The sequence below is a fragment of the Kitasatospora sp. NPDC048722 genome (genome assembly GCF_040650235.1).
In the GTDB taxonomy this organism is placed as follows: Bacteria; Actinomycetota; Actinomycetes; order Streptomycetales; family Streptomycetaceae; genus Kitasatospora.
Window position 1 is genome coordinate 94,803 of the sequence record NZ_JBEZGX010000021.1, and the last position, 18,603, is coordinate 113,405.

The 18,603-nt window shown below is 73.6% G+C and carries 15 protein-coding genes; 11 read left to right on the plus strand and 4 right to left on the minus strand.

Features of this window, described 5'->3' with window-relative positions; all coding sequences use genetic code 11:
- Positions 1 to 34: 34 nt before the first annotated feature.
- Entirely contained in the window at positions 35 to 919 is an 885-nt protein-coding gene (locus tag AB0C76_RS17785; RefSeq protein WP_359965586.1) for a UbiA family prenyltransferase, read from the plus strand.
- A gap of 458 nt (positions 920 to 1,377) precedes the next feature.
- Here the strand turns inward: AB0C76_RS17785 and AB0C76_RS17790 are convergent, their stop codons facing one another.
- Entirely contained in the window at positions 1,378 to 2,025 is a 648-nt protein-coding gene (locus AB0C76_RS17790; protein WP_359965589.1) for a hypothetical protein, read from the minus strand.
- 556 nt (positions 2,026 to 2,581) lie between these two features.
- On the opposite strand from AB0C76_RS17790, the gene AB0C76_RS17795 reads away from it, so the two are divergent.
- The 4 genes from AB0C76_RS17795 (at position 2,582) to AB0C76_RS17810 (ending at position 5,944) form a co-directional block, all read left to right on the plus strand.
- A complete protein-coding gene (locus AB0C76_RS17795; protein WP_359965592.1) occupies positions 2,582 to 3,226 on the plus strand; it encodes a dihydrofolate reductase family protein in 645 nt (214 codons plus the stop codon).
- A gap of 137 nt (positions 3,227 to 3,363) precedes the next feature.
- Positions 3,364 to 3,915 (plus strand): NUDIX domain-containing protein, encoded by a 552-nt coding sequence (locus tag AB0C76_RS17800; RefSeq protein WP_359965595.1) that lies wholly within the window; start codon positions 3,364 to 3,366, stop codon positions 3,913 to 3,915.
- Positions 3,916 to 4,004: 89 nt separating this feature from the next.
- The gene (locus tag AB0C76_RS17805) at positions 4,005 to 4,697 is read left to right on the plus strand and encodes an HAD family hydrolase (protein WP_359965598.1); all 693 of its coding nucleotides are present in this window, start codon (positions 4,005 to 4,007) and stop codon (positions 4,695 to 4,697) included.
- Between the two features lie 362 nt (positions 4,698 to 5,059).
- Positions 5,060 to 5,944 (plus strand): LLM class flavin-dependent oxidoreductase, encoded by an 885-nt coding sequence (locus AB0C76_RS17810; protein ID WP_359965601.1) that lies wholly within the window; start codon positions 5,060 to 5,062, stop codon positions 5,942 to 5,944.
- Between the two features lie 105 nt (positions 5,945 to 6,049).
- On the opposite strand, the gene AB0C76_RS17815 is transcribed toward AB0C76_RS17810, so the two are convergent.
- The gene (locus AB0C76_RS17815) at positions 6,050 to 6,481 is read right to left on the minus strand and encodes a PPOX class F420-dependent oxidoreductase (protein WP_359965604.1); all 432 of its coding nucleotides are present in this window, start codon (positions 6,479 to 6,481) and stop codon (positions 6,050 to 6,052) included.
- Positions 6,482 to 6,715: 234 nt separating this feature from the next.
- On the opposite strand from AB0C76_RS17815, the gene AB0C76_RS17820 reads away from it, so the two are divergent.
- Positions 6,716 to 7,465: an ATP-binding cassette domain-containing protein gene (locus AB0C76_RS17820; protein ID WP_359965607.1), complete on the plus strand. Its 750-nt coding sequence runs from the start codon at positions 6,716 to 6,718 to the stop codon at positions 7,463 to 7,465.
- A 65-nt stretch (positions 7,466 to 7,530) separates the two neighbouring features.
- On the opposite strand, the gene AB0C76_RS17825 is transcribed toward AB0C76_RS17820, so the two are convergent.
- Complete coding sequence (locus AB0C76_RS17825) at positions 7,531 to 8,157, minus strand: hypothetical protein (RefSeq protein WP_359965610.1); 627 nt, start codon at positions 8,155 to 8,157, stop codon at positions 7,531 to 7,533.
- A gap of 162 nt (positions 8,158 to 8,319) precedes the next feature.
- On the opposite strand from AB0C76_RS17825, the gene AB0C76_RS17830 reads away from it, so the two are divergent.
- From AB0C76_RS17830 to AB0C76_RS17850, 5 genes are all read left to right on the plus strand, one after another.
- Complete coding sequence (locus AB0C76_RS17830) at positions 8,320 to 9,762, plus strand: glyceraldehyde-3-phosphate dehydrogenase (RefSeq protein ID WP_359965613.1); 1,443 nt, start codon at positions 8,320 to 8,322, stop codon at positions 9,760 to 9,762.
- A 211-nt stretch (positions 9,763 to 9,973) separates the two neighbouring features.
- The gene (locus AB0C76_RS17835; RefSeq protein WP_359965616.1) at positions 9,974 to 10,804 is read left to right on the plus strand and encodes a hypothetical protein; all 831 of its coding nucleotides are present in this window, start codon (positions 9,974 to 9,976) and stop codon (positions 10,802 to 10,804) included.
- Between the two features lie 298 nt (positions 10,805 to 11,102).
- Positions 11,103 to 12,185 carry a hypothetical protein gene (locus AB0C76_RS17840; RefSeq protein ID WP_359965619.1) on the plus strand — a complete coding sequence of 361 codons (1,083 nt, stop codon included), beginning with the start codon at positions 11,103 to 11,105 and terminating at the stop codon, positions 12,183 to 12,185.
- 118 nt (positions 12,186 to 12,303) lie between these two features.
- Positions 12,304 to 14,202, plus strand: a complete 1,899-nt coding sequence (locus AB0C76_RS17845; protein WP_359965622.1) for an HSP90 family protein — start codon at positions 12,304 to 12,306, stop codon at positions 14,200 to 14,202.
- Positions 14,202 to 17,114: a hypothetical protein gene (locus AB0C76_RS17850; RefSeq protein ID WP_359965625.1), complete on the plus strand. Its 2,913-nt coding sequence runs from the start codon at positions 14,202 to 14,204 to the stop codon at positions 17,112 to 17,114. Before AB0C76_RS17845 ends, AB0C76_RS17850 begins: the two co-directional genes overlap by 1 nt.
- 126 nt (positions 17,115 to 17,240) lie before the next feature.
- Here AB0C76_RS17850 and AB0C76_RS17855 read toward each other — a convergent pair whose 3' ends face one another.
- The gene (locus AB0C76_RS17855) at positions 17,241 to 18,587 is read right to left on the minus strand and encodes a carbohydrate-binding protein (protein WP_359965628.1); all 1,347 of its coding nucleotides are present in this window, start codon (positions 18,585 to 18,587) and stop codon (positions 17,241 to 17,243) included.
- Between the last annotated feature and the right edge of the window lie 16 nt (positions 18,588 to 18,603).

Below are 18,603 nucleotides of genomic sequence, written 5' to 3' on the forward strand. Positions count from 1 at the left end.
GCATTCGGCAGTTTGCCCGATCTAGCATGGGGCCGTGCACGCTGTCGGATCCCGGTACACACCCGCGGCCGGGCGGTCCCGTCCGGGCGGGGGCGGCCCGGTCCGTGGGCTGCTGGCCGCCTCCCACGCCCTCCCCTCGATCGCCGTCACCGCCGTGGTCACCGCCCTGGCGGTCGCTTCCGGGCGGGGTCCGGCGGGAAGCGCGCTGACGGCCTCGGCGGTGCTCGCCGGGCAGCTGTCGGTGGGCTGGTGCAACGACCGAGTCGATCTGCACCGGGACCTTGCCACCGGGCGGGGTGACAAGCCGCTGGTGGCCGGCGCGGTGCGCCCGCGGACCGTGGCCGTCGCCTCCGGGTGCGCGCTCGCGCTGTGCGTTCCGCTGTCGCTGGCCAACGGGCTCGCGGCCGCCACGGCTCACCTGGTGGGGGTCGCTGCGGCCTGGTCGTACAACCTGGGCGTCAAGCGCACGGTGCTCTCCTGGCTGCCCTACGCCGCGGCGTTCGGGCTGCTGCCCGCCTTCGTCACCCTCGCGCTGCCCGGACATCCCTGGCCGGCCGGATGGGTGATGGTCGCCGGCGCACTGCTGGGCACGGGCGCCCACGTCACCAACGTCCTGCCCGACATCGACGGCGATCTGGCCACGGGCGTCCGCGGCCTGCCCCAGCGCCTCGGCCCGCGACCGGCGAGGGTCCTGGCCGCCGTGCTGCTGCTCGCCGGGGCGTTCGTCCTCGTCCTGGGGCCGTCCGGGCGGGTGGGCGCCGCGGGCTCGACCTCACTCGCCCTCACCGGCGCGCTGGCACTCGTCGTCGCGTGGCCGCCGCGGTCCGACCCGCGCAGCCGGCTGCCCTTCCTGGCCACCCTCGCCCTGGCCGCCCTCGACGTCGGCCTGCTCCTGCTGCGCGGCGCCGTACTCACCTGAGCGAGCATCCGGAGCACGGGCCTGAAGTCGGAGGTCAGGCAGGCGAGGTGTCGTGCTCCGCCGGTACGACGACCACGGGAAGGCGGGTGTGGCGGACGACCGCCGTACCGGTCGGCCCGGGGGTGAGGCGTCCCCAGGCCCCGACCCCCGGGAGCCGACCACGCCCAGACGGGCGTCCTCGCCCGCTTCGAGGAGCACCTGTGCCGGATGATCTCGTTCGCAGGCGACCTCCACTTCCACGGAGAGCCCGCCGAGCCGTTGCCGCAGTTACGTCACGGAGTCCATCACGGCCGGCGTGACGAGATGCGTCGCTGGGGAGACGGGGGCACTGGCAGGGCTGCCGGAGGCTGCGGTCCGTTTCGAATTCCGAGCGCCGAGCAGGGATGGTCATGCGGGTTCGCACCGGTCGGCGACGTGAGCCGAGCTCTCTCCCAGCTGCACAGGCTCAGGAGTGGGCCTCAGTAGCTGCCACCGCCGCCCGTGGAGCTGGCCGACGGCGAAGCCGCCGCGGAGGCTGCGCTGGTGATCGCGTCACCGCTGGGACTGACGACGTACCACGAAGCGCCGAAGGCGTTGACGCCCTGGCCGTTGGTTTCCCCGGGCTTCGTGTCCTTGAAGAAGTGGTACAGCGGGTGGCCGTTGTAGGTCACCTGGGTCGAGTTGTCCGAACGGGTGGTCGTTCCGACCAGGGACGGGGTCACTCCATTGCTGTCGGGTGCTCCGGTCGTGATCTGCGGGGGCCAGTTCTGCGCACAGGTGCCGTTGCAGGTCGAGGTCGTACCCGTATCGGCCTTGAACTGGTACAACGTCCTACCGGAACCGTCGACCAGGATCTGGCCGAACGGCGAACTCGCCGTCTTCACCGTGGCGGCGCTTCCGCTGGGAGCGGCAGAGCCGGCGGCGGTCGTGGGCGTGCCGGTGCTCGCGGTCGGAGTCGAGGAAGCCGTGGTGCCGGAACTGCTGCATCCGGAGGCGGTGGCCACCGCGGCGACCACACCGGCAGTGAGCGTGATGAAACGATTCATGACATACCTCTTGGCCCTGGGGACACGGCGACGCCGGTCGACCGGCCCACCGACGGTGACTTTCCGGACCACGTTAGGCACCGAACCCCGACCTGCTTCCGCCGGCGATCCGGCTCCACGCCGACCTTCACTCGTGCGGGTGACCAAGGGTCGCAGCGGCGTCCGACCGTCAGCCGGGACGTCCGTGGGCAGCAGCCGACCGGCAGGCGTGGAGGCGCGTGAACCGGCCTGATCCGCTGGAGCCCGATCACATCGGCGGCCCGCGGGTATTGCCCGCGGGCGATCAGGGTCCGGGCCTGGCAGGGGCGGGACACGCTCGGTGATCCCCAGGCCGAGACCGAGTGGTCACGCGAGTAGCCGGACCGGCCGCGGCCGGCGGCGAGAAGTCACGGCAGAGGCCGGCGGCGACGGGCATGGTGTCGTCCGCCGCTGATCGTTGTCATCCGTCTTTCCGCGGGTCCGCGGTCGGTGCGCCCGCGGCTGTCAGGAGGTCGGTGCCGGTGCGGGTGTCGGCCGGGTCGGCCGCCGCTGTCATCAGCCGTCGGTGCCTGCCGGGATCCGGTGCCGGGCGCGGCTACGCTCGGCAGCGGTGAGTGCGGTGAGCCGCCGCACCGGATCGATGGCAGGAGGCCACGTCGTGTCCCGCGTGCGAGTCCACAACTTCTCGATCTCCCTCGACGGCTACGGCACCGGGGAGGGCCAGAGCCTCGACCAGCCGTTCGGCCACGCCGGGGGGCGACTCCACCAGTGGTTCTTCGGCACCCGGACGTTCCGCGAGATGCACGGGGAGAAGGGCGGCAGCACGGGCGTCGACGACGCCGTGGCGCGCGCGTGGGGTGAGGGCATCGGCGCGGAGATCATGGGACGCCGCAAGTTCGGCCCCCAGCAGGGGCCTTGGGAGGACCACGACTGGAACGGCTGGTGGGGTGCCAACCCGCCGTTCCACACCCCGGTGTTCGTCCTCACCCACCACCCGCGCCCGTCCGTCGAGATGGACGGCGGCACCACCTTCCACTTCGTCGACGGCACCCCGCACGAGGTGCTCCACCGGGCGCGCGAGGCCGCGGGCGGCCTGGACGTCCGGATCGGCGGCGGCCCGAGCACCGTTCGCGCCTTCCTCGCCGCGGACCTGGTCGACCACCTCCACGTCGCGGTCGTCCCCATCGTCCTCGGCCGTGGCGAGCGCCTGTGGGACGGTCTTGAGGGCCTGGAGGAGCGCTTCCGCGTGGAGTCGGTCACGACTCCGAGCGGCGTCACGCACGTGACGTTCACACGCCCGTAGGGGCGACGGCCCGCGGGCGCGCCGTCCTCTTCCGGCCGGGATTTAATCCGGCCGGGGGAGTGCCGGTGCCCGGTACGGTGGGGTCGACGTGGTCAACGGGCTTGCAGGGCAAGGGGCGTGTGGAGGGTGTCGGCGTGGTGAGTGGGACGGGGCCTGCGGAACTGCTCGGGGAGTACCGGGCGCGGGGAGCGGCCGAGGCTGCGGACGTTGAGCGGGCGCGGGGGCTCCTCGGGAGCGGTGCGGACGCGTGGGACCGGGGGACGCCGCTGCACTTCACGGCGTCCGCGCTGATCGTGCACCCGGAGAGCAGGCGGGTGCTGCTGCGGTGGCACGTGCGGCAGCAGGCGTGGCTGCACGTCGGCGGGCACGGCGATCCCGGGGAGACGGAGGCGCTGGCGGTCGCGCTGCGGGAGGGGCGCGAGGAGACCGGGCTGGCGGACCTCGCGCCCTGGCCCGACGCGGCGCTCGTGCACGTCGCCGTGGTGCCGGTGCCCGCCTCGACCCGCGAGCCGGCGCACGAGCACGCGGACCTGCGCTTCCTGCTGGCAACCGCGACGCCCGACGCCGTACGGCCGGAGAACCCGCAGTCGCCGCTGGAGTGGCTCACGGTGGCGGAGGCCCGGGAGCGGACGACGGAGGCGAACTTCCGGGAGACGATCGACCGCGCCGGGCGGCTGCTGGGGGCCTGAGCGCGGTGCCGGGCGGGCGGTAAATCGGGTGTCGGGCGGAAGAGGAGCGGGTAGCGTCGGGCGTCCGGTCTTACACGTGAGGTGGATCAGTGGGGCAGACGCTCAAGGGCCAGACGCTCGTCTTCGACGCCGACGACACGCTGTGGGAGAACAACGTTCTCTTCGAGCGCGTCATCGACGGCTTCATCGACTGGGTGGCGGCCCCCGGGGACGAGGAGCGGACGAGGACCCTGCTCGACGGGATCGAGGCGCGGAACGCCGCCTCGCTCGGCTACGGCTCCGACGTGTTCCGGCTGAGCCTGCGCGAGTGCCTCCAGGAGGTCCACGGTCGGGTGGCGACGGACGAGGACGACGCCCGGATCGCCGAGCTGCTGCGCCCGTTGACGGATCGTCAGGTCGAGCTGATCGAGGGCGTCGCCGAGACGCTCGCCGCCCTCGCCCTGCGTCACGAGCTGCTGCTGCTCACCAAGGGCGCGGTGGAGGAGCAGCAGTGGAAGGTGGACGCCTCCGGCGTCGCCCACCACTTCCGGAGCGTCCACATCGTGCCGGAGAAGGACGAGGGCACCTACCGGCGGCTCACCGCCGAGCTCGGCCTGGACGCCGGCCGCACCTGGATGATCGGAAACTCGCCCAAGTCCGACATCCTGCCCGCCGTCCGCGCCGGGCTGAAGGCCGTCTTCATCCCGCACGAGCACACCTGGGTGCTGGAGCACGAGGAGCTGCGTCCCGAGGACGCGACGCTCCGACTGGCGCGCTTCGACGAGCTGTTGCGGCACTTCTGAGGTGACCTGAAGAAGCCGGGGACGGCCCTCCGGGACGGGGGGCCGTCCCCCTTCCGCGTTGCCGCAGAGCGCCCGGTAGATGCGTGGGGGCGATCGGGCAGGGGTTCATCGCTGGTCGGGGCGGTCGGCTCTCCGGATTCAACGCTGTGCGTGTGGCGCGGAGCGGATACGAGGAGACGGGCAGTAGACCGGCGGTGCCATCGCGAAACCCTTGACCCCGACCCGGCCCCGACGCCTGCCCCCGGCGCAGGGGCCCGGACCAGGAGGGGCGGTCGGGGGCGGGCGGTCGCGGGCAGGACAAGGGCGGGCGGCCGGGGTCAGTTGCCGCCGGCGCGCGGAACCGCCGGGCTACAGTCGGCCGCATGCGCCTCAGCACCGTGATCCTCCCCGTCCACCGGTGGGGCGAGGGACAGAAGCTCTGGCGGCGGGCCGAAGAGCTCGGCTTCCACGCCGCCTACACCTACGACCACCTGTCGTGGCAGTCGTTCCGCGACGAACCCTGGTTCGGCGCGCTGCCCACCCTGACGGCGGCGGCCACGGCGACCGAACACATCCGCCTCGGGACCCTCGTCACCAACCCCAACTTCCGCCACCCGGTCACCCTGGCCAAGGAGTTGATCACGCTCGACGACGTCTCGGGCGGACGGCTCACGGTCGGCATCGGCGCCGGCGGGACGGGCTTCGACGCACAGGTGCTCGGGCACGAGGAGTGGTCGCCGAAGGAACGGGCCGACCGCTTCGGCGAGTTCGTGCCCCTCCTGGACGCCCTGCTGCGCCAGGACGCGACCACGCGGGACGGCCACTACTACGCGGCCGTCGGGGCCCGGAACGTTCCCGGCTGCGTCCAGCGCCCGCGCGTGCCCTTCTGCGTGGCCGCGACCGGCCCGCGCGGGCTGCGGCTCGCCGCCCGGTACGGCCAGGGCTGGGTCACCTGCGGGGACCCGGCCGACCCGGACGTCCCGGCGGAGCGGGCCCAGGGGGTCGTCGCGGCACAGCTCGCGAGGCTCGCCGCCGCGTGCGAGGCCGAGGGGCGGGAGGCGGCCTCGCTCGACCGGCTGCTCCTCCAGGGCTTCAGCGGCGAGCAGCCGCTCGACTCGCTCGACGCATTCGTCCAATGGGCGGGGACGTACCGGGACTTGGGGATCACCGAGCTGGTCGTGCACTGGCCGATCCCGGACTCGTGCTTCGCCGCCGACCTGGCCGTGTTCGAGCGCATCGCCACGGAGGGCCTGGCCCAGCTGGGGTGAGCGGGCCGCGTCGTCGCCCGACGCGGCGAGGGCCCCGGAGGCGTGCGCCCCGGGGCCCTCGTACCGCGTCTCCTCAGGCTCTCGTCTCTTCGGTCCCCCGGCCGCTCAGGCGAGGTTCGCGCCGTACACGTGGTCGACCGTCATGGTGACGAGCACCCGCCGGTCCGCCACCATCACCGCCCGGTACTCGTCCCAGTCCGGGTGCTCCCCGGCGGCCGTCCGGTAGTACGCGACGAGCGCCTCGACCTCGGGCCCGTGCGGGTCCGTCCCCGGCCCGGTGAGCGTGACCGTCCCCTCCGCCGTGGCCCACGAGCGGCCGTCCGGCCCGGTGACCTCCAGCGCGGCCCGCGGATCGCGCCGCAGGTTCGCGGTCTTCGCCCGCCCCTCGGTCGTCGAGACGAGGATCACCCCGGCCGCCCGGTCGAAGTACGGCAGCACGGGCGACAACTGCGGCCGCCCGTCCCCCTTGATCGTCGCGAGCACCCCGAGCCTGCTCGCCTCCAGCAACGCGTACGGGTCGAACCCAGTGTCGGTCATGGGCCCATGGTGCCCCCTCACACCGATGTGAAGGTCAACCCCGGCGGGGCGTGTCGGCCCGGCGCGTCGGCCCGGCCGGCCCTGTCGATCGGCACAATTCTCCGTCGGGGGGTGCAGCTAGGTGCACCTGAACCCTGCAGAAAGGCACATCCCCTCGCCGTTGCGGGCGGTCTAGCGTCGATCCCGGGGCCGTCGGTGTGCGGTGGCCGTGGTCGAGGGGACGGGAGTGCACACGTGGGGGCGGTTCGTGGGCCGGCGCTGCGGTTGTCGGGGCTGCGCAAGCGGTTCGGGCGGACGACGGCCGTGGCCGGGGTGGAGCTGAGCGTGCCGGGCGGGTCCTGCTACGGGCTGGTGGGTCCGCGCGGAGCCGGGAAGAGCACCGTGCTGGCGATGGCGGCGGGCCTCGTGCAGCCGGACGAGGGCACGGCGGAGGTCTTCGGGGCGGACGTCCGGAGGGATCCGCAGCGCGCCCTCCCGGCGGTCGGGCTGGTGCCGGACCTGGTGGCTCTGCCGCCGCGGCCGCGGGGGCGCGAACTGCTCTACTCGCTCGGCCGGTTGTGCGGTGAGGACGGGCCGGCGGGCGAGGCACGCGCCGGGGCGCTGCTCGCCCTGCTCGAACTCGACGGCGCGCAGCGGGCGTCGTCGCCGGAATACGATCCCGGGCTGCGCAAACGGATGGGACTGGCCATCGCGCTGATCCACGCCCCCCGACTGCTGCTGCTGGACGAGCCGTTCGATGCGGTGGACGCGCGGTCGGCGGCGGTCATGGGGGCCGTCCTGACGCAGTTCGTCGCGGGCGGCGGCTCGGTGCTCCTCGCCGGCGCGGCCGCGGCACCGGTCGAGCGGCTCTGCGACCACGTGGCGGTGATGATCGGTGGGAGCGTCGTGGCGAGCGGACCGATGGCGCCGGGCGGTGACGGACTCGCGCGCGCGGTGGACGAGTTGTCCGGAGGGGAGTGGAGCCCGCCGAGGGCCCCGGTCTGACCGGGCGCGTCCCGTCGACTGTCTGCCAGGCACCGGCCCGGCGGGTGTGGCGTCGCCCTCCGGGGTCAGGGCTGCTCGGCGCGGTCGGCTCGCGCCGGCGGTCCCGTGACGGGCAGGGCGGCCCAGGCGTAGAGCGACTGGGCGGTGATGATCAGCAGGCTGGGCCAGAAGCCGGCGAGCAGGAACAGCGCGGGCATGACGCTGGTGACCAGGGCGAAGACGGTCCGGACGGGCCGCCCGCGCAGCGCGTGCGGCGCCAGGAGGAGCAGGAGCACCAGCGCGGGCCCCGCCAGGACGGCTGTGCACAGGAAGAATCCCAGCGCGATGCCGCCGCCGTCCCCGTGGGCGCAGCCGTCCGCGATCCGGCATGCGGGTGCCGTCGCCATGCCGATCAGCAGGAGTGCGTACAAGGGTGTCGTACAACACAGGAGGTAGCGCGCCGCCGCCTGCGCGAGCCACCGCGTCTCCGTGAGGAGGCGCTGCCCGGCGTTCCGGCGGGCGCAGCGGACCAGCAGGATCAGCAGGGCGGGGGCACCCGTCGTCAGGCACGCACCGCGGACGTCCCGCATGCCGTAGCGGTAGCCGTACAGCCCGAGCGCGAGGGCGGGTTGAACCAGGACGGCGGTCAGCACCGGCGCCCCGAAGGCGCGCTCGACCGCCCGTCGCCCGACACCTTCGACGACTGTTTCCACAGGGTTTCCCCCCGGGAGAGCCGAACGCGTTCACGATGAATTGAACGCGTTCAAAGTAGCGCTGTGGGGATCCCTCGGTCAACGCGGGCCGGGGGAGGCCGTCGGATCGAAAATCCGCGAAGCTACCATGTGGGCAACACCCTCAGCTCGAAAGATGGACTTGTGACTGTCAACGACGACGTGTTCACGGACTGGAAGAACCGCGAGGAGATCGCGGAGTCGATGATCCCGATCATCGGGCGGCTGCACCGCGAGAAGGACGTCACCGTCCTGCTGCACAGCCGTTCCCTGGTGAACAAGTCGGTGGTCAGCCTCCTCAAGACGCACCGCTTCGCCCGCCAGATAGCCGGCGAGGAGCTCTCGGTCACCGACACCATGCCGTTCCTCCAGGCGCTGACCGCCCTGGACCTCGGCCCCTCGCAGATCGACCTCGGGATGCTCGCCAGCACCTACCGGGCCGACGACCGGGGCCTGTCGGTGGAGGAGTTCACCGCCCGCGCCGTCGCCGGTGCCACCGGTGAGAACAAGCTGGAGCGCCGGTCCGCCCAGGACGTCGTGCTGTACGGGTTCGGCCGCATCGGTCGCCTCGTCGCCCGCCTGCTGATCGAGAAGGCCTCGGGCAACGGCCTGCGCCTGAAGGCCATCGTCGTGCGCAACAGCGGCGGCGACGACCTCGTGAAGCGCGCCTCGCTGCTGCGCCGCGACTCGATCCACGGCCAGTTCCAGGGCACGATCACCGTCGACGAGGCGAACAACAAGATCATCGCCAACGGCAACGAGATCACCGTGATCTACTCCGACGACCCGGCCAAGGTCGACTACACGGAGTACGGGATCAAGGACGCCATCCTGATCGACAACACCGGTCGCTGGCGCGACCGCGAGGGCCTGTCGAAGCACCTGCGCCCCGGCATCGCCAAGGTGGTGCTCACCGCGCCGGGCAAGGGCGACGTCCCGAACATCGTCCACGGCGTCAACCACGACATGATCAAGCCGGACGAGCAGATCATCTCCTGCGCCTCCTGCACCACCAACGCGATCGTCCCGCCGCTGAAGGCGATGGAGGACGAGTACGGCGTCGTCCGCGGCCACGTGGAGACCGTCCACTCGTTCACCAACGACCAGAACCTGCTGGACAACTACCACAAGGCCGACCGCCGCGGCCGCTCGGCACCGCTGAACATGGTGATCACCGAGACCGGTGCCGCCTCGGCCGTCGCCAAGGCGCTGCCGGACCTCAAGGCGAAGATCACCGGCAGCTCGATCCGCGTGCCCGTGCCGGACGTCTCGATCGCCATCCTCAACCTCCAGCTGAAGCGCGAGACGAACCGCGAGGAGGTCCTGGACTACCTGCGCGGCGTCTCGCTGACCTCGCCGCTGAAGCGCCAGATCGACTTCATCGACTCGCCCGACGCGGTGTCCAGCGACTTCATCGGCTCGCGCCACGCCTCGATCGTCGACGCCGGTGCCACCAAGGTCGAGGGCGACAACGCGATCCTCTACCTGTGGTACGACAACGAGTTCGGTTACTCGTGCCAGGTCGTCCGGGTCGTCCAGTACATCTCGGGCGTCGAGTACCCGACCTTCCCGGCCCCGGCGGCCTGAAGCGCCCGGACCGCGTGACACCGTGACGGCGGTGGGCGGCGGCCTCGTGAGAGGTCGCCGCCCACCGCCGTTCCGTTTCCCGGGGTGGTGGGGCTCCCGGGGCGGTGAGAGCCCCGGGGTGATGGTGGCTCCCAGGGGTGAGGCCGCCCGCGGCTGGTCCGGGAGCGAACGGCTATCTTGATGGGTCACGGACACCGGGAGGGAGCGGGCGATGGGCAGGATCGGTCGGCGGACGGCCGCCGTAGTGGCGGCCGGGTTGCTGGTGGGGGTGCTCGGCGGGTGCGCGTCGGGTGACAAGGACGCCGCCAAGGACGCTGCGGGCAGGGCCAGTTCGGGGTCGAGCACGTCGCCGACGGCGACCGGCGCGGCCGGCGGCCAGGCGTCCGGCCCGGCTGCCGGGGGAGCCGCGGGCGGCGCGTCCGACGCGGCCTCGGTGCCCTCGCCCGGTGCTGTGACACCGCCGGCCGGTGGCGCCGGCGGGGCCGTGCCACCGCCGGCCGCGGGCGGGGCCGGGACGCCCGGGGCGGACTCGGACGCGGTGTTGCTGGACGACAAGCTGGTCCTCCAAGTGCTGCCGGACGTCAAGGCGATGGCCGGGTGGGAGGAGGAGAAGCGGCGCGTCGACACCGCCGACCACTCCACCACCTGCACGGCGGCGGCGCCCTGCACGGGGAAGCCGCTGAGCGGGTCGGTCCGGTTCTCCTCGGGCGACGTCGTCGCTCGGTTCATGATCGACACGTTGCCGACCCGGGACGCGGCGAAGGACCGCCTCAAGGAGACGTACGCGTCGTACCGGAGCGGGCCGTTCAAGGCCGTGGATGCCGCGGTGCTGGGGAGCGAAAGTCAGGTGTTCCAGGGGCAGTTGGCCGGCAGCGAGGGTGTCGGCATCGTGCTGCGCTCGGGCACGGTGGTGGCGAGCGTGACGACCGAGGGCGGCCCGGTGGACATCGCGGCGACGCGCCGGTTCGCGGCGATGCTGGTCAAGCGGATCGAGCAGGCGCAGACGGGCAGGACCCCGGACGCGGGACTCGCCGCGTTCTGACGGCCCGGCCACCCGGCCGTTCGCCTAGTCGCCCGGCCACCCGGCCGTTCGCCTGGTCGCCCGGCTGGGCCGCCCGGATTGATCGGATCGTCCGAACGTCCGGTGATCCGATCTGACCTCAGGGTGAGCGGGCGGACAACGCATGGCGAACAGATGACAGAATCTGTTCGCTGAAATCTGTCATCTGTTATCTGTCCGTTGTCATCTGTTACCCCCCTCGTCAGGCCCGGTGCGGGCTGCGCGAACGGATGTCGGGTGCGCGTGATATGTACTGCATCTGGGCGGCCACTGTGCGGCCATGCGAGAGATGCCGATCACGTTCGAGGGGGACCACCCGATGCCGCTTTTCCGTCGCCGCTCCGGCGAGGACGCCACGCAGGGCCGGTCCGGCCGCCGCGGGCTCGGGTTCGGGCGCGGGGCGCGGACGGCCGGGCCCGCCGCCCCCGTCTCCGCGGCCCCGGCCCCGGCGCTCGACCCGGCCTTCGGCGACGACGCGGTCCGCGTGATGCTCGGCCAGGCCGCCGCAGGGGACTGGACGGCGCTGCGCCCGGCGCTCGCCGCCGTCGAGGACCAGGCCGACCGGACGTGGATCCTCGGTGCCCTCGCCGACGTCGACGGCGTCGAGGCCTGGACGGCCCGCGCGGTCGCCGACCACCCCGACGACGCCCTTCCCCTCCTCCTCTCCGGAGCCCGGCACATCACCTGGGCCTGGGAGGCCCGAACCGGCGCCCGCGCCAAGCACGTGACGGACGAGCAGTGGAAGCTCTTCCACGAGCGCCTGGACACCGCAGAGGAACAGCTGCTGGAGGTCGCCGAGCGCGAGCCCGGCTGGCTGGCGCCGTGGTACTTCCTCCAGATCAGCGCCCGCGGAGCCTCGCTCGACGCGGACGTCGCCACCTGCCGCTTCGAGGCCGCGCTGCGCCGCGTGCCCGGGCACGCCGCCTCGCACCGCCAGCGGCTCCAGCAGCTGTGCGCCAAGTGGGGCGGCTCGCACGACGAGATGCACGAGTTCGCCCGCTCCGCGATGCTCGCCGCCCCCGAGGGCAGCCAGCTCGGGGAGCTGGTCGCGCTCGCCCACCTGGAGCGCTGGCTGGACCTGCCCGACGGCGAGGACCACGCCTACCTCACCAGCCCGACGGTCCTCGCGGAGCTCCAGGAGGCGGCGGCCCGGTCCGTCCTGCACCCGGACTTCACGCCGGCCCGCGGCTGGCAGGCCGCCTTCAACGCCTTCGCGATGGCCTTCTCGCTGGCCGACCAGCGCCAGACCGCGCACCGGCTGTTCGAGGCCCTGGACGGCCTCGTCACCGAGTCTCCCTGGCACTACCTGGCCGGCGATCCGGTCGCCAACTTCCGCGCCCACCGCGACCGTTGCGCCCGATAGTGCCGGCTGCGACCCGCTGACGGCCATTGACGGCACCCGCCCGCCACCGCGCCGCACGCCCGCCGCGCCGCCCGGTGCCCAGACCTCCTCACCCATCCAGCAATCGAAAGAGCCCCCGGTGTCCCCATCCGAGAACCCGACGAGTGCGCAGGCCCCGGCCAGTGCGCACACCTTCCAGGTGGACCTGCGCGGCCTGGTGGACCTCCTCTCCCACCACCTGTACTCCAGCCCCCGCGTCTACCTGCGCGAGCTCCTGCAGAACGCGGTCGACGCGATCACCGCCCGCCAGAAGCTCGACCCGGCGGCGCCGGCCCGGATCACCGTCCGCGCCGACGACGAGCTGACCGTCACCGACACCGGCATCGGCCTCACCGAGGCGGACGTCCACACCTTCCTCGCCACCATCGGTCGCAGCTCCAAGCGGGACGCCGACGGCGGCCTGGACGGCGCCGGCCTGGCCCGCGCCCGCGGCGACTTCATCGGCCAGTTCGGCATCGGCCTGCTCGCCTGCTTCGTGGTCGCCGACGAGATCACCGTCGTCACCCGCTCCGCGGCCACCCCGGACGCGCCGGTGGTCGAGTGGCGCGGCAGCTCCGACGGCCGCTACACCATCCGCACGCTGCCCGCCGAGGCCAGGCCCGAGCCCGGCACCACCGTCACCCTCGCCCCGCGGGCGGACGCCGCGGAGTGGACGCGTTCGGGCCGGGTCCTGGCCCTCGCCCGGGACTTCGGCGGCCTGCTGCGCCAGGAGGTGACGGTCGTCGACGCGAACGGCACCGAGCACCGCGTCAACCGGACGCCGCCGTGGGCGCAGCGGCACGGCTCGCCGCTGGCCCGCCGCGACGCGCTGGCCGAGTACTGCCGTTCGGCCTTCGACTTCACCCCGCTGGACAGCATCGACCTGGACCTCCCTCTGGTCGGCCTGCGCGGCGTCGCCTACGTCCTGCCGGACGCCGCCCCGCCCTCCCGCCGCTCCGGCCACCGGGTGCACCTCAAGGGCATGCTGCTGACCGACCAGGCCGACGAACTCCTGCCCGACTGGGCCTTCTTCGTCCGTTGCGTGGTCGACACCGACGGCCTGCGCCCGACCGCCTCCCGCGAGGGCCTGTACGCGGACGAGACGCTGGCCGCCGTCCGCGACGCCCTCGGCGCCCGCATCCGCGACTGGCTGACCGGCCTGTCCGCGAGCGACCCGGCGCTGCTGCACCGCTTCCTGTCCGTGCACCACCTGGCGGTCAAGGAACTCGCGCGCTACGACGACGAGTTGCTGCGCATCATGCTGCCGTGGCTGCCCTTCGAGACCACCGACGGCAACGTCACGCTGGACGAGTTCGCCCGCACCCACCCGGTCCTGCTGGTGACCCGGACGGTCGAGGAGTTCCGTCAGGTGGCCCCGATCGCCGGCGCCGCCGGGCTCGGCGTCGTCAACGGCGGCTACACCTACGACCGCGACCTCGTGCACCGGCTGCCGGAGATCCGCCCCGGCGTCTCGGTCGCCGACCTCGACCCGGGCACCGTCACCGCGCACCTGGACACCGTCGACCCGGCCGCCGAGCTCGCCGCTGCCGCGTTCCTGACGATCGCCCGCGAGGTGGTCGGCCGGTTCGACTGCGACGTCGCGCTGCGCAGTTTCCACCCGACCAGCGCCCCCGCCCTGCTGCTGGACAACCGGGAGGCCCGGCACGAGCGCACCCGCGCCCAACTCGCCGACGAAGCAGACGGGTTGTGGGCGGACATCCTCGGCTCGCTGCGGGCCGAGGTGCCGCGCGCCCAGCTGGTGCTCAACCACCTCAACCCGCTGGTGCGCCGTGCCGCCTCGCTGGCCGGCAGCCGCGACCTGACCGTCACCGCGGTCGAGGCGCTGTACGGGCAGGCGGTCCTGATGACCCGCCGTCCGCTCAAGGCGAGCGAGAGTGCCCTGCTCAACCGCTCGTTCATCAGCCTGCTCGACCACGCCATGCTCGGCCACGAGGCGGCCGGCGGCCGCGGTGCCGGCAGCGACCCGAAGGAGGCGTGATGCTGGACACCCCCGATGCGGTGATGGCCGCGCTGCGCGAGAACGACGCCCGCCCCTACGGCCGTCAGCGCACCGTGGCCGCCGAGGAACTCGTCGACGCCGCAGAGCAGTTCGACGACACCGGGGTGCGCTCGATGGCCCTGCTGGAGCTCATGGAGGCGTACCAGTACGACGGCGAGCGCAGCAAGTCGCCGGTGGTCTTCGCCCGCGTGCTCAAGCTGTGGGACACCGACCCGGACGGCTTCGGCGAGTGGGCCAGGGACCAGGTGTTCTGGCGCTTCAAGTGGGTCGCGGGCTCGCTGACGGGCACCCCGGACGTGCCGCTGGGGGCGATCCGCCGCTGGCACACCGAGATGCGCACCCGCTACGAGAAGGCCGGCTTCGGCCTCCAGCCGTACTACGCCCAGCGCTACCACCTGGCCGCGCACACCGGCGTCGGCGCCGAGGACGCCTACGAGCTGTGGGCCGGCCGCCCGCGCACCGAGCTGAGCGACTGCCACGCGTGCGAGCTCCGCGCCCGCGCCAACCACCACGTGCGCGCCGGCGACGACGCGCGGGCCCTGGAGGTGTGGCGGCCGGTCCTCGGTGGCCACAGCACCTGCTCCGAGGAGCCCTACCTCAGTCACGCCGCCGCCCTGCTTCCGCTGCTGCGCGAGGGGCGCCTGGACGAGGCCCGTTCCAGCCACCTGGTCGGCTACCGCTTCGCCCGCGGCAAGTCCGGCATGGCCCGCCCGGTCGGCCAGCACGTCGAGTTCTGTGCACTGTCCGGCAACGAGCCGCGCGGCCTGGAGATCCTCTCCGAGAACCGCCACCTGTTCACGGTCACCGGCGACCCGAGCGGCCGCCTCGACTTCCTCACCGGCGTCGAGGTGCTGATCGCCGCTCTCGCCCGCCAGGGCCACGGCGAACTCGCGGTCAGCGGCCCGCCCGGCCGAAGTTGGACGGTCGACACGCTGCTCGCCCACCTGCGCACCGAGGCCGACGCACTGGCCGCCCGCTTCGACGCCCGCAACGGCACCGATGCGGTCAGCAGCCGGCGCCGGGCCCGGCTGGAGCGCGGGCCGCTGCTCGCCGAGCCGCTCGCCCTGGGCGTGCGCGCCGCCGCGCCCGAGCTGGCCGGCGCCCCGGCCGCGGTGCCCGCGCCGCGGCGCGAAGCCGAGCCGGAGCCCGAGGAGTTCGCCGACCTCGTGGTCCGCGCCCGCGAGCTGGACCTGGTCGGCCACCCGGACGCCGACCGGCTCTGGCGCCGGATCGCCGAGCGCTTCGAGGCCGACGGCTACGTGCACGAGGACGGCACGGCGGCGGGCACCGCGGGCCGGCTGCGCGCCGAACTCGCCGAGCAGCGTGCGCACGAGGCGCTGGACCGCGACGACTACGCCGCCGGCAAGGCCCAACTGCTGGCCGCCGCCGACCTGTTCGAGCAGGAGGGGCTGCCCGGCCAGGCCCTCATGGTGCGCACCCGCACCCTCGTCGTCGAGCTCGGCGAGGTCGAGGGTCTGGCACCCGACTGGCCCGCACTCGACGAAGCGCTGGTTCGGGCGAAGGAGTTGCGCGCCACGGGCGGCATCAGCGACGACGACTACCTGATCGTGTTCCAGTGCCGGGCCTTCGCCGCGCACCACGACCTGATCGCCGCGCTGCCGGAGCCGCCGGCCGGGGCCGTCGCCCGCTTCGAGGAGGCCGTCGGCGCCTACCGGGCCGAGAGCGGCGCGCTCGGGTCGGCCCGCCGGGCGGCCACCTCGCGCCAGTACGCCGCCGACGCCGCCGCCCGGCAGGGCCGGATGGCCGAGGCGACGGCCGAACTGCGCGAGGTCATGGCCCAGTTGGACGCCGCCGAACTGCCGTGGCAGACGCCGCGGGTGCTCGGGCTGCTCGGCCAGGTGTTGCTGCAGAGCGGCGAACCCGCCCAGGCCGTCGAGGTGTTCCACCGGGCCTTGGCCGAGGCCGCCCGCTGGGGCGACGACTCCTACCCGTTCGCCCCGACGTACATGATGCTCGGCCACGCGAGCTCGCACACCGGCGACGACGGCGGGGCGATCAGGGCCCTGTCGGAGGCGGCCGCGCGCTTCGACCGCAAGGGCCGGCCGGCGGCGGAGGAGGCCGCCCAGGTGCGGCTGCAGCTGGCCGACCTGTTGCGCGGCAGCGGCCGGGCGGCCGACGCGGTGGCCGTGCTGGAGTCGGTGCTGCTCGACGCCGCCGCTCCGGAGCTGGACGAGCGACTGATGGCCCAGGTCCGGCTCGACCTCGCCCGCGGGTTGTTCGCGCTGGAGGAGTACCGCGACGCGGCCGAGGAGTACCTGCGCCTCGCCGACGCGGTCGCGGGCTGGGAGGACCAGTCGACGCACACCATGGTCGCGTGCGAGGCCTCCCTCGCGCTGGCCCACGCCGACCGCTGGGAGGCGGCCGACGCCGCCCGCGAGCGCGCCCTCGCGGCGCACGCCGAGGCGCCCCAGTGGGATCAGATGGCCGGGACGCTGCGCGATTTCGCCAAGCTGGTGATGCGAGCCCGCGGCGAGGAAGGGCTGGAGACCGCGCTCGCCCGGCTGGCCGAGGCGGACGCCGTCGGCGAGGCCGCCGAGCGCGCCGGTGCCTCGTACAACTCGTGGTTCCTGCGCGGCGGTTCGCACTACGAGCGGGCGCGCTGCCTGGCCATCGCCGGGCGGCACGAGGAGGCGCTGGCCGAGGCCGAGCGGGCGATCCCGGTGTACGAGGAGGGCGGCGAGGAGGCCGAGTCGCCGCGCGCCGAGGCGGTGCGGATGGCCGCGCTGATCGAGGGCACCGACCTCGGGCGGACGCGGGCGGCGGTGGCGCGGTTGACCGCCGCCGCCGACCGCTGCCGGCGGGTCGGGCTGCCGGAGGCGGCGGAGGTCCTGGCCGACCTGCGGGAGCGGATCGCGGCCGACCAGGGCTGACGGAACGCCGGAGGGGCGGGCCCGGTGCTGCCACCGGGCCCGCCCCCCTGTGCGCGGACCGCCGGCGGGGACCGCCAGGAGGTGCGTCAGCGGGAACCGCCGGAAGGGGACCGCCAGGAGGAGCCGTCAGCAGGGGCCGTCGTCGGCCCAGACGCCCCACTGGCCGCTGGCGGTCGGCGCCTCGTTCAGCGTCCACCACTTGGCGTGGTAGTCGTGTCCGTTGTACGAGACCTTGTTGCCCGCGGTGTACGTCGTGCTCGCGCTCCACGCCGGGAGGGTGCAGGCCCCCGGGGTCGTGGGCGGAGTCGTCGGGGGAGTGGCCGGCGGCGTGCTCGGGGGAGTGGTGGGCGGCGTCGCGCCGGCGAACTTCACCGTGTACTTGGTGAAGTCCCAGTCGCCCTGCGCCACGCTGGAGCAGGAGCCGGACAGCCCCGGGTCCACCGGGCCCTGGCACTGGCGGTCGCGGTTGACCGACCAGAAGGTGTAGCGGGCCAGGTTGTGCGCGGTCGCGAAGTCCAGCACGGTCTGGAAGTCCGCCTGGCGGAAGTACTCGGCGGCGTCGGTGCGGCCGTTCATCATCGACACGCCCTCGTGGGCGTACGCGGTGGCCTCGGACCAGCCGAAGGTGTTCCGCAGGATCTGGTTGAACTTCACCAGCGCGTCGGTCTGGGCGGCGGCGCCGTTGAACCCGCCGTCGAACGGCATGATCGAGAAGTTGTCGGGCGTGAAGCCCTGGGACTTGGCCTCGCCCAGCATCTGGGTGCCGAACCAGCCGGTGCCCGCGTTCGTGCCGGCCGTGGTGATCGACACGTACAGCCCCGGGTTGTTCTGCTGGAGGATGCGGGCGGCACCGATCTCGTTGTGGATGGCGGCCGTGTTCTCGTACTCCGGCTCCTCCAGGTCGAAGTCGATCGCCTTGAGCTGGTACTTGGTGACGACCTGCTGGTAGCCGGCGGCGGTCGCCTCCGGTGTGCCGCAGACCTGGCCGAGCTTGGTGCCGCCGTAGCCGCCGACCGACACCGAGACGTCCCCGCCCTTGCCGCGGATCGTCTGGATCACCGAGGGCATCGTCGTGTCGGAGTCGATGGAGGACGTCCCGCCCCACGCGGGGGCGCAGCTGTTCCCCTGCGCGAGGATGAACGCCAGCTGGAAGGCCTTCTGTCCGGTGGCGTCCATCACCGCGGCGGCGTCCGGCGGACTGTTGTCCTCGGGCATCAGGTACGGCGCCGAGGCGTACCAGTTGCTGCCCAGGCCGGTGGCGGTGGCGGTGGCGGTGGTGGTGTCGGCGGACGCGGAGCCGGAGGCGGTGACGGCGGCGACTCCGCCCGCGACCAGGCCGAGCACGCCGGCGACGGCGGCCCGGCGCGTGGCCCTGCGGGTGGCGCGCGCGGTGCGGTCGGCGCGATGGGTGCGGGGCCGGTGGGCCCCGGGGGCTCTGTGGGGCGCGGCGTGTGGGGGAAGAGCGCGTTCCATCGGAAGCCTTTCCAGG

Excerpts from the sequence above, each read along its gene's own strand:
- AB0C76_RS17840 (WP_359965619.1), top strand. The coding sequence starts at position 11,103 with ATGCGAGAGATGCCGATCACGTTCGAGGGGGACCACCCGATGCCGCTT.
- AB0C76_RS17855 (WP_359965628.1), bottom strand. The coding sequence starts at position 18,587 with ATGGAACGCGCTCTTCCCCCACACGCCGCGCCCCACAGAGCCCCCGGG.
- AB0C76_RS17850 (WP_359965625.1), top strand. The coding sequence starts at position 14,202 with ATGCTGGACACCCCCGATGCGGTGATGGCCGCGCTGCGCGAGAACGAC.
- AB0C76_RS17815 (WP_359965604.1), bottom strand. The coding sequence starts at position 6,481 with ATGACCGACACTGGGTTCGACCCGTACGCGTTGCTGGAGGCGAGCAGG.
- AB0C76_RS17810 (WP_359965601.1), top strand. The coding sequence starts at position 5,060 with ATGCGCCTCAGCACCGTGATCCTCCCCGTCCACCGGTGGGGCGAGGGA.
- AB0C76_RS17835 (WP_359965616.1), top strand. The coding sequence starts at position 9,974 with ATGGGCAGGATCGGTCGGCGGACGGCCGCCGTAGTGGCGGCCGGGTTG.